Raw genomic sequence first — 8301 nt, forward strand, 5'->3', positions numbered from 1 at the left:
ACTGAAATGATTGAAAAGGTAATTCAGGAAACCGTGAATTTTAAAGGCAGCCGGGCCTATAACGACGATATAACGTTGTTGAGCTGCCGTATACAGTTTTAAGCTGCATGTTGCTTTTCGTTCTCAAGCGAGATTTTGAAAAACGCCTTGATCAATAATACCAGAAATGTTAATGCCAATGTGGCAAACACAGAAACCAGAACAATGATGGCACGCTGAGGTTTTGCTTTCTTTGCTACAGCTTCTGCCGGCTGAATGATGTTGATGGAGCTGAAATCACTTTTGATCAGTTCCAGACTTTTACGGGCCGCTTTCAGATCGCTCATGGCAGAGACCATTTCCATGGAGAATATATCTGAGCGGTTCTTCGCAGTTTTAAGTTCCACCTTGTCAAAAGCCTGTTGCAGGGAATCTATATCCTGGTATTTGGAAGCAACAATCTGTTCGTACGATTCGAAAATTTTTCTGTTTACCTCGATCAATGGTCTTTTATTCAATTCATCAACTTTGGCAACAATATCATTCACCATCATGGCTGCCGTATCCGGGTCTGCGTCAAAGACGCTGATTTCAATGGCACTGAAAGAGTTCTCTGATACCGCCATGTTGGAGGCTAGTTTTTCACGTACTTTCACACCGGCAATCGGATCTTTGGGGTCAATCTTGTATCGGGAAAGCAGGTTATATTTTTCAACAATTGCATTCTGCACTTCTCTGGATTCTGCCAGCGCCATGATGCGATCCCCGTCAAACGTAGTTCCATAAGGCGTTGCAGCCTTGTCAACGTTTCTCGGGTCAATGGCTTCCGGGTTGAACGGATAGAGGATACAGGTAGATTTATAATAGACGGGCAGTAACAGCGAGATGATCACACTTGCAACCAGGGCAACACTTCCTGTAATGATAAACAGCTTTATGTTTTTGGAAAACAAACCAATAATATCAATGATTGTAAGGTCTCGTTTCATAATAGGTTATTCTGATCGGTAAATCTAGTTAAATATTTTTTAGTATGGGATTCCCGGATGTTTATATCCAGAGAAACCAGTGCTGCAAGCATTGCATAGAACACAAAGCTTATTTTTGATGTATCAAGAAAATTGTTGAAAAAGCTATGTACAATATAGGTTGTGAGACTCATGCCCAGCCCCATGATTACATAATATTCATACGATTTTGAATGCAGTTGTTTTAAATTTTTAAGCATGAGCCAGATGGAACTGAATACCAATAACGTAAAAGTTACGCCTGCAAGTATACCGTTTTCCGATGCCATCAATAAATATTCTGAATGGGTTGTTCCGCCTGTACCGGATAAATATCGGGCTTGAGGATTCCGGATACTGATCGTAGTCATTTCACTTTCTTTCTGATATGCAAAATACTGATGTTGATAAGTGCCATAACCAAAGCCGAGGAAAGGTTTTTCTTTGATCATGCGGAAGGCCGAATTCCAGCGGTTGATCCGCTCCAGGTTGGATACGTCGTTGCTTACGTTCACCATGGATTTCAATTGCTTTTCAACATCTGTCTTTTTTGTTTTTGATTCGGTCTGGTTGCGTCGCAGCGACATGAGGATTTTATCCTGCTGTGAGAACAGGACGATGACTGCCAGCAGCAACATGGAACATATAATGGTCCAGTGCAGTCTGAGTTTAATGATCAGATACAAGGCATAGGCCACGATGATACTCAGCAGCGCTGCGCGGCTATAGGACAGGATCAGTGCCGATATACAAAGAAGGAAAACGATTGTGTAAAATAAGAATTTTAAAGTGTTCCGTTGTGCATACCAGGTCATCCGGATAAAGGCCAGCGGAATCATAAGTGCAGCCATGGCAGAATAGATGGTATGATCGGTATAGAACGGATATGGGATGTCTGCGGCATACATCCGGCTGAAGCTGTATTGCGCGTGTTCAAAAAAATGTATGAAGCAAAGTACGGTAAATGAGATCAGGGCAGCGGTTAAAACTTTAACCGGGAAGTATGAATCTTCCTGACTGCAGTAAAGCAGTCCCCAGAAAGCAGGGATAATAAAGCACAGGTTCTGCAGGACGATCCGCAGCGATACCAGCGGCATCGTCGAAAAACAGCTGCTGGTCAGATATAGCGTGCACAAAACAGCAGCAAGTATTGAAAGCGGATGAAACAGCAGGCTCCGGTTGGTGCCTTTAAAGAGTATATGATAAAGCACCGATAAAGTTAAGGTGAATAGAATCGGTTCCAGGGGGGTATTCAGCGTTACCGGTATGAAGCCGGCAGGTATATTGATGGAAAGAGGCAGGAGTATGGCTGCGCAGTAGAAACCAAGTTTCAGGTTTTGAAAAACCAGTATGGTAAAAAGCAATGCGAACGGAATCAGTGCAAGCGCATATTTTTCAAATGAAAATCCAAGAATGAAGAATAAAGAAAAAAACAGGATAAGAAGTATATCTCTGCTGGAGCGTATATCTTCTAAGCCTATATTTTTTTTAAAATTCAATGTATTGAGAGTCTATTGTATTTGCGTATTATTGTATTTAAAATCTTCGAAAGATAAGAAATTTATATAAAAATATTGCTCTCGCTATCTTTTTGAACCTAACGATAAAGCCACTCAATTTATTGTTAGAGAACATGGTTCAGGATAGGATCGGTCACATCCAATACGGATTGTTTGCAGCGCTTAATGCATTATCCTTTTTATTTATTGTATTGCTGGATATTGGCATCAACCAATTCCTGACTAAAAAGTTTGCCTCTGAAACGGAAAAATCTCCGGAACATCTTTCGGTCTACTTTTCTTTTAAATTAATCCTGGCTATTGTATATCCTGTTTTTATGCTGATGGTCGGTTATCTGATGGGCTACAACGGATTTGAATTGGTGTTGCTGCTATTGATCAGTGCCTGCTATAGTGTGTATCAGTTATTGATGTACATACGAGCAAAATTCCAGGCTTCCCAGTTTTTCGGTCTCGATTCTTTTGCATCAGTCTCCGATAAAACCCTGTTGATTGTATTTACAGGCATATTGCTGCTTACAGGTATCAGCCTCGAAAATTATACAGCCGCGCGTCTGGCGGCCATGGCTGTTGCACTGGTGCTTGTTGCGATTCCTGCTGTTAAGATCTATTCACCCAAAGCATTTATCTTCAGATGGAGCCGTGCCGAATGGCTTGCGATCGTCAAAGAGACCTATCCGTTTGCATTTATAACGATCCTGTTTTCACTGCATGATAAAATAGACCAGGTAATGATTGAACGAATGCTGGGTGAACACGCTTCGGGCCTGTATGCTGCTGCATATCGCTGGCTGGATGCATTTATGATGTTCCTCTGGATTGTATTGCCAATGTTTTTCGCGCGCTTTGCTTATGTAAAGGACAGTCCGAAAGACCTGGCGAAAGTCTTGTCCATGGCTCAGGTAGTAAGCGGTGTGCCGATGATCTATATATCCTGTTTTGTATGGTTTCACAGCAAACAGTTTTTCTTTTTATTAGGAAACAGTACCCCTGCTGAAATTGCAGAAATGTCTCTGTGTCTGCAGATCTTATTTGGTGCGGTATTTATCCATGCGATGTTTGCATGCCTGGGTACTTTGCTTTCTGCAACAGGCGGAGAGTTTTTTATGAATAAGATTTTAATTGTCAGTATTTTACTGAATGTTGTGCTGAATGTGTTCCTGCTTCCTGAAATTGGTATTTCAGGGGCAGCGATTGCTACTGTGATCAGTAATTTTGTTATTTCAGTGTCTTATCTGATTTATATATTGATTAAAAAAGAAGTGCAGCTTCAATACCAATTGTTTTTTAAACTATTGGTAATTGCTGCAATAACCTATGGTGCATTTTATGTAGCTGAATATTACGGACTTCATTGGTGGATGTCTGGTATCTGCGCAGGTGTTGTTATACTTGTCTCTGCAATGATTCTAAAGCTGCATCATACGTTGTATAAATTATAAATTTGCTTTATGTTTTGATTTTTACTTACTTATCTTATGAAAGTAAAAACAGGTGATGTATTTTTACGCATGTATTCAAATTCAGAGGGATTTTTTCAGATCCGTTAAATAATAATTAAGAGTAGTTACTCATGGGCTTATATTTCAATCATTCAGGATGGCTGTTTTCCCGGTTTTATTCCGGTGCAGAATGGCGACTGAAGGGCAAAGAAAAAAAGAAAACCATTTACCTTACTTTTGACGACGGTCCGGTGCCACAGGCAACACCGTTTGTATTGGATCTGCTGGCAAGCTATAATGTAAAAGCTACTTTTTTCTGTGTCGGTGATAATATTAAAAAATACCCGGAGCTCTACAGACGCATTTTACAGGAAGGACACCGTACAGCGAATCATACATACAACCACTTAAAAGGCTGGGCACATGCCGACGATTATTATTTCGCAAACATTATGGCCTGCGAAGCCATGATGGAAAAACTGGAAGAAGATCTGGATATGCCAAAGGAATGGAAAGAGGTTCGCCTTTTCAGACCGCCATATGGAAAGATGAAATCGGCACAGTGTGATTACCTGAAAACGATTTACCGCATTATCATGTGGGACGTGATCACCGGGGATTTCGATAAAATCAGAGGCGCTGAAAAATGTTTACATACAGCCGTTAAAGATTCCCGTGATGGATCGATTGTTATTTTTCATGATAGCCTCAAAGCAATGGACAACCTGGATTATGCATTACCGAAATACATTGAAGAATGCTTAAGCAAAGGGTATCAGTTTAAAACTCTATGAGCTGGCTGCCATTTATTTTTTTTGCTTATGCAAGCATCTACATCATCTTTCAAAGTATCCTGCTTATTCGTTTATTCTTTTATTACAAACCCGTTGCACATTTCTCTAAAGCAGAAAAGCCGCTGGTTTCTATCTTAATTGCAGCCCGCAACGAAGAAGAAAATATCATTGCCTGTTTGCAGGCAATCAGCAGACTGCATTATCCGGCTGGCCGCATACAAGTGCTGGTGGGAGATGATCAATCTTCAGATAACACGTATACACTGGTTAACGCATATATACAGGACAAACCTGGTTTCGAACTTGTTTCCATTCAGGAAAGCACGAGTAAGGCGAAGGGCAAGGCAAATGTACTGGCACAACTGGCAGCCAAAGCCACGGGCGAATTTCTGTTTATTACAGATGCGGATATACAAGTACCGCTCTATTGGATTGAAGGATTATTAGGCGCATTTGAAGAGCGTACCGGAATTGTATCCGGCGCTACGGTAGTAAAGGGGCAAAAAATATTCGACCGCATCCAGCGGGTTGATTGGGCGTATGCTTTCGGCATGGTTCACATTGTTTCGGAAATGAACATACCCGTATCAGCTGTTGGTAACAACATGGCGATCCGTACCTGTTGTTATGAAGAAACCGGAGGGTATGAAAATCTTGAATTTTCTGTAACCGAAGACCTGGAGCTATTTAAAGCAGCGCTTGCAAAAGGCTGGGCATTCCGCAACCTGCTGGACGAATCATCTACTGCGGTATCTGCGCCCTTACATACCTTAGGAAGTGTATTGAAACAACGCAAACGCTGGCTGTCGGGCGCTATGCGTTTACCCGTTGTACTACTCACGTTCCTGGCCATGCAGGCCGTTTATTTTGCGGTATTGGTATTGGCTTTCGTATATTTGCCCTGGCCGTGGGTATTGATGTGCTGGCTCACGATTTTAAATCTGCAGGCAATGTTTATTCAAGGGGTGGCGCAGAAAACCGGAATCCGGCATGTACGGAAAGACTTATATTTATTCGAATTGAACAGATATTTCTTCCCGCTGCTCTTATTTACATATCAGCTGCTGCCATTGGGCGTACAATGGAAAGGACGCACGTATAAAGGCAAGGATATACAACCTTCGTAATTATGAATTATAAATTATGAATGAAGGCATATGAAGTATAAATTACATTCCTTGGATAAGACGGCTTTGACAATTTTTTATGTCTTGAAAAAAGTTTATGTATTAGACATGGCTTTATTAATGAAAGATATTAATTCATAATTCATAACTTATAATTATTCCCGTGGGCATCATCGAAACACACATTCATTTATATTCAGAAGAATACAACGCAGACCGCAACCAATTGATTCAACAGGCGATTGATGCAGGCGTGGAAGCCTTCTACATGCCGAATGTCGATGTGCATTCCATTGAACCTATGTATGCCGTGGAGAAAGATTTTCCCCGGTATTGTTTTGCCATGATGGGGCTGCATCCCTGTTATGTAAAGGAAGATTACAAGGAACAATTGTCTGTTATTGAAAAGCATCTTGCTGCGCGTTCATTTGTAGCGTTGGGTGAAGTAGGTATTGATCTGTACTGGGATAAAAGTTTTTTAACACAACAGCAGGATGCGCTGAACATACAGGCGGAGTGGGCCTTGAAATACAATCTGCCGATTGTGATTCACAGCCGCGAGGCGAATGCAGAATCGCTGGAAGTATTGAAACCTTATATGCAACGCGGATTACGTGGGGTCTTTCATTGTTTCTCCGGTTCGCTGGCAGAAGTTACGATTCTGAAAACATATGGCTGGATGATTGGTATCGGAGGCGTGGTGACCTATAAGAAAGCGGGCCTTGATACCTTGATTGCAGAGATCGGGATCGGGCAGGTGGTGCTGGAAACAGATGGCCCGTACCTGGCACCGGTACCGCACCGCGGTAAACGTAACGAACCGGCATACATTGATCTGGTAGCGCAGAAAATAGGAGATGTGCTGCATATGCCGAAGGAAGTGGTGATTGAGCAGACAACAAAGAACGCAAAAGATTTATTCAGAGCTCATTAAAGCATAAGTAGAGTTACTGAATATTATAAGTAAATAGAAGTAATTGAAAAAAACTCCGTTGAAATCTTTATCATAAAGACTCAAAATGTATTAATTTCAAAGGATAAAAGAAGTATCATTAATCCCACCCCTGAAAAAACAAAATGAAAACTCTTACGAAAGAAATGCAGGCGTCGATTACGCCTTCCATTGCCTTAGACCTCTTAAAAGAAGGAAACAAGCGGTTTGTCAGTAACCTGAAAATAAACCGTAACCTCCTGCAGCAGGCCAATGAAACATCCGATGGGCAACACCCATTTGCAGTTATCCTTAGCTGTATTGACAGCAGGACATCCGCAGAATTAATTTTCGACCAGGGCCTGGGCGATATTTTCAGCGCACGTATTGCAGGGAATATCATCAACGAAGATATCCTGGGCAGCATGGAATTTGCCTGCAAGGTAGCAGGTTCAAAAATTATTGTTGTACTGGGTCATACCAAATGCGGAGCTATAAAAGGTGCCTGCGACCATGTGGAGATGGGAAACCTTACAGCCTTGCTTTCCAAGATCAGACCGGCGGTTGACGATGAAACAACTACGACTGAAAACAGAACTTCCAGCAACAACGAGTTCGTGGAAAAGGTATCTGTGATCAATGTAAAACGTACCGTAAGAGCTATTATGGAGAGAAGTCCGATATTGAAAGAAATGATCCTTGCAGGCCAGATCGGTATTGTTGGCGGCGTACATGAAATCACTTCCGGTGAAGTTACTTTCCATCAGGATACATTGATTATAGGAGGGAACTAAAACAAAAAAGCTCCGTTGATACAGGTATATCAACGGAGCTTCCAATATTTTTTGCAGGTAATCTTACATACTTATAATCGTAAATTCAACCCTTCTGTTTAATCTTCTGGTTTCTTCCTTGTCATTACTGGCGATTGGTCTTGAACTTCCGTAACCTTTACCTGTGAGCCTGTTTGCTGCTATCCCGTGATCGATCAGGTAATTTTTAATTGCGATGACCCTGTCTTCAGAGAGCTTTTGATTTTGTTTCGGATTCCCGATATTATCGGTATGGCCTGCTATTTCAATTTTAATAGTCGGATTGTCTTTCAGTATCTGAACGAGGCTATCGAGTTCTGCATAACTGTCAGGGAGTAATACAGGCTTACTCTGTACAAACCATACATTGTTGAGAGTAACCAGAGATCCTACTTTTATAGGAGCAAGTAATAGATTCCGTTCAATCTCTGTATAAGTTTTTACCTGCGTGAGATCAATGCTTGACCTTTCGGAATAATAACCGGTTTTGTCTGCATGAAAACCATATGCCTGTCCATAAGGAAGAACAATCCTGTAGCTGCCATCAATCGGGTTGGTCCGTGCGATTCCAGCCTCTTGGTTTGTATTTAAATTGTAATATTTGATTGAATCTGCAAGCGGATTGCCTGTTTCCTTGTCCAGCACCTTTCCATAAATGATAAAAACAGGATCAGCTTTCAGCTCATCAG

Annotated in this window: 8 protein-coding genes; 5 read left to right on the plus strand and 3 right to left on the minus strand. The window is 41.5% G+C overall.

The features are described 5' to 3' along the window. Window positions 1-98: 98 nt before the first annotated feature. Window positions 99-968 (minus strand): hypothetical protein, encoded by an 870-nt coding sequence (locus ACTHJT_RS13960; RefSeq protein ID WP_440239230.1) that lies wholly within the window; start codon window positions 966-968, stop codon window positions 99-101. After that, complete coding sequence (locus ACTHJT_RS13965) at window positions 965-2485, minus strand: O-antigen ligase family protein (RefSeq protein WP_440239232.1); 1521 nt, start codon at window positions 2483-2485, stop codon at window positions 965-967. Before ACTHJT_RS13965 ends, ACTHJT_RS13960 begins: the two co-directional genes overlap by 4 nt. 74 nt (window positions 2486-2559) lie before the next feature. Here ACTHJT_RS13965 and ACTHJT_RS13970 point away from each other — a divergent pair, with 74 nt between their 5' ends. The 5 genes from ACTHJT_RS13970 (at window position 2560) to ACTHJT_RS13990 (ending at window position 7594) form a co-directional block, all read left to right on the plus strand. Then, window positions 2560-3948 carry an oligosaccharide flippase family protein gene (locus tag ACTHJT_RS13970; RefSeq protein WP_440239245.1) on the plus strand — a complete coding sequence of 463 codons (1389 nt, stop codon included), beginning with the start codon at window positions 2560-2562 and terminating at the stop codon, window positions 3946-3948. A gap of 131 nt (window positions 3949-4079) precedes the next feature. Then, complete coding sequence (locus tag ACTHJT_RS13975; protein WP_440239234.1) at window positions 4080-4742, plus strand: polysaccharide deacetylase family protein; 663 nt, start codon at window positions 4080-4082, stop codon at window positions 4740-4742. Then, window positions 4739-5869 carry a glycosyltransferase gene (locus ACTHJT_RS13980; RefSeq protein ID WP_440239237.1) on the plus strand — a complete coding sequence of 377 codons (1131 nt, stop codon included), beginning with the start codon at window positions 4739-4741 and terminating at the stop codon, window positions 5867-5869. The genes ACTHJT_RS13975 and ACTHJT_RS13980 overlap by 4 nt, the downstream gene beginning before the upstream one ends. Window positions 5870-6032: 163 nt before the next feature. Then, window positions 6033-6803, plus strand: a complete 771-nt coding sequence (locus ACTHJT_RS13985) for a TatD family hydrolase (RefSeq protein WP_440239239.1) — start codon at window positions 6033-6035, stop codon at window positions 6801-6803. A gap of 143 nt (window positions 6804-6946) precedes the next feature. Further along, window positions 6947-7594 carry a carbonic anhydrase family protein gene (locus ACTHJT_RS13990; RefSeq protein ID WP_440239241.1) on the plus strand — a complete coding sequence of 216 codons (648 nt, stop codon included), beginning with the start codon at window positions 6947-6949 and terminating at the stop codon, window positions 7592-7594. A 63-nt stretch (window positions 7595-7657) separates the two neighbouring features. On the opposite strand, the gene ACTHJT_RS13995 is transcribed toward ACTHJT_RS13990, so the two are convergent. Next, window positions 7658-8301: OmpA family protein (locus ACTHJT_RS13995; protein ID WP_440239243.1), on the minus strand; the 644-nt coding region annotated here is incomplete at its 5' end.

Origin of the sequence: Cytophaga sp. (assembly GCF_051961495.1) — a bacterium.
In the GTDB taxonomy this organism is placed as follows: Bacteria; Bacteroidota; Bacteroidia; order Cytophagales; family Cytophagaceae; genus Cytophaga.

What these genes read in the sequence shown, in the direction of transcription:
- ACTHJT_RS13960 (WP_440239230.1), bottom strand. Translation starts at nt 968, where the DNA reads ATGAAACGAGACCTTACAATCATTGATATTATTGGTTTGTTTTCCAAA.
- ACTHJT_RS13975 (WP_440239234.1), top strand. Translation starts at nt 4,080, where the DNA reads ATGGGCTTATATTTCAATCATTCAGGATGGCTGTTTTCCCGGTTTTAT.
- ACTHJT_RS13980 (WP_440239237.1), top strand. Translation starts at nt 4,739, where the DNA reads ATGAGCTGGCTGCCATTTATTTTTTTTGCTTATGCAAGCATCTACATC.
- ACTHJT_RS13990 (WP_440239241.1), top strand. Translation starts at nt 6,947, where the DNA reads ATGAAAACTCTTACGAAAGAAATGCAGGCGTCGATTACGCCTTCCATT.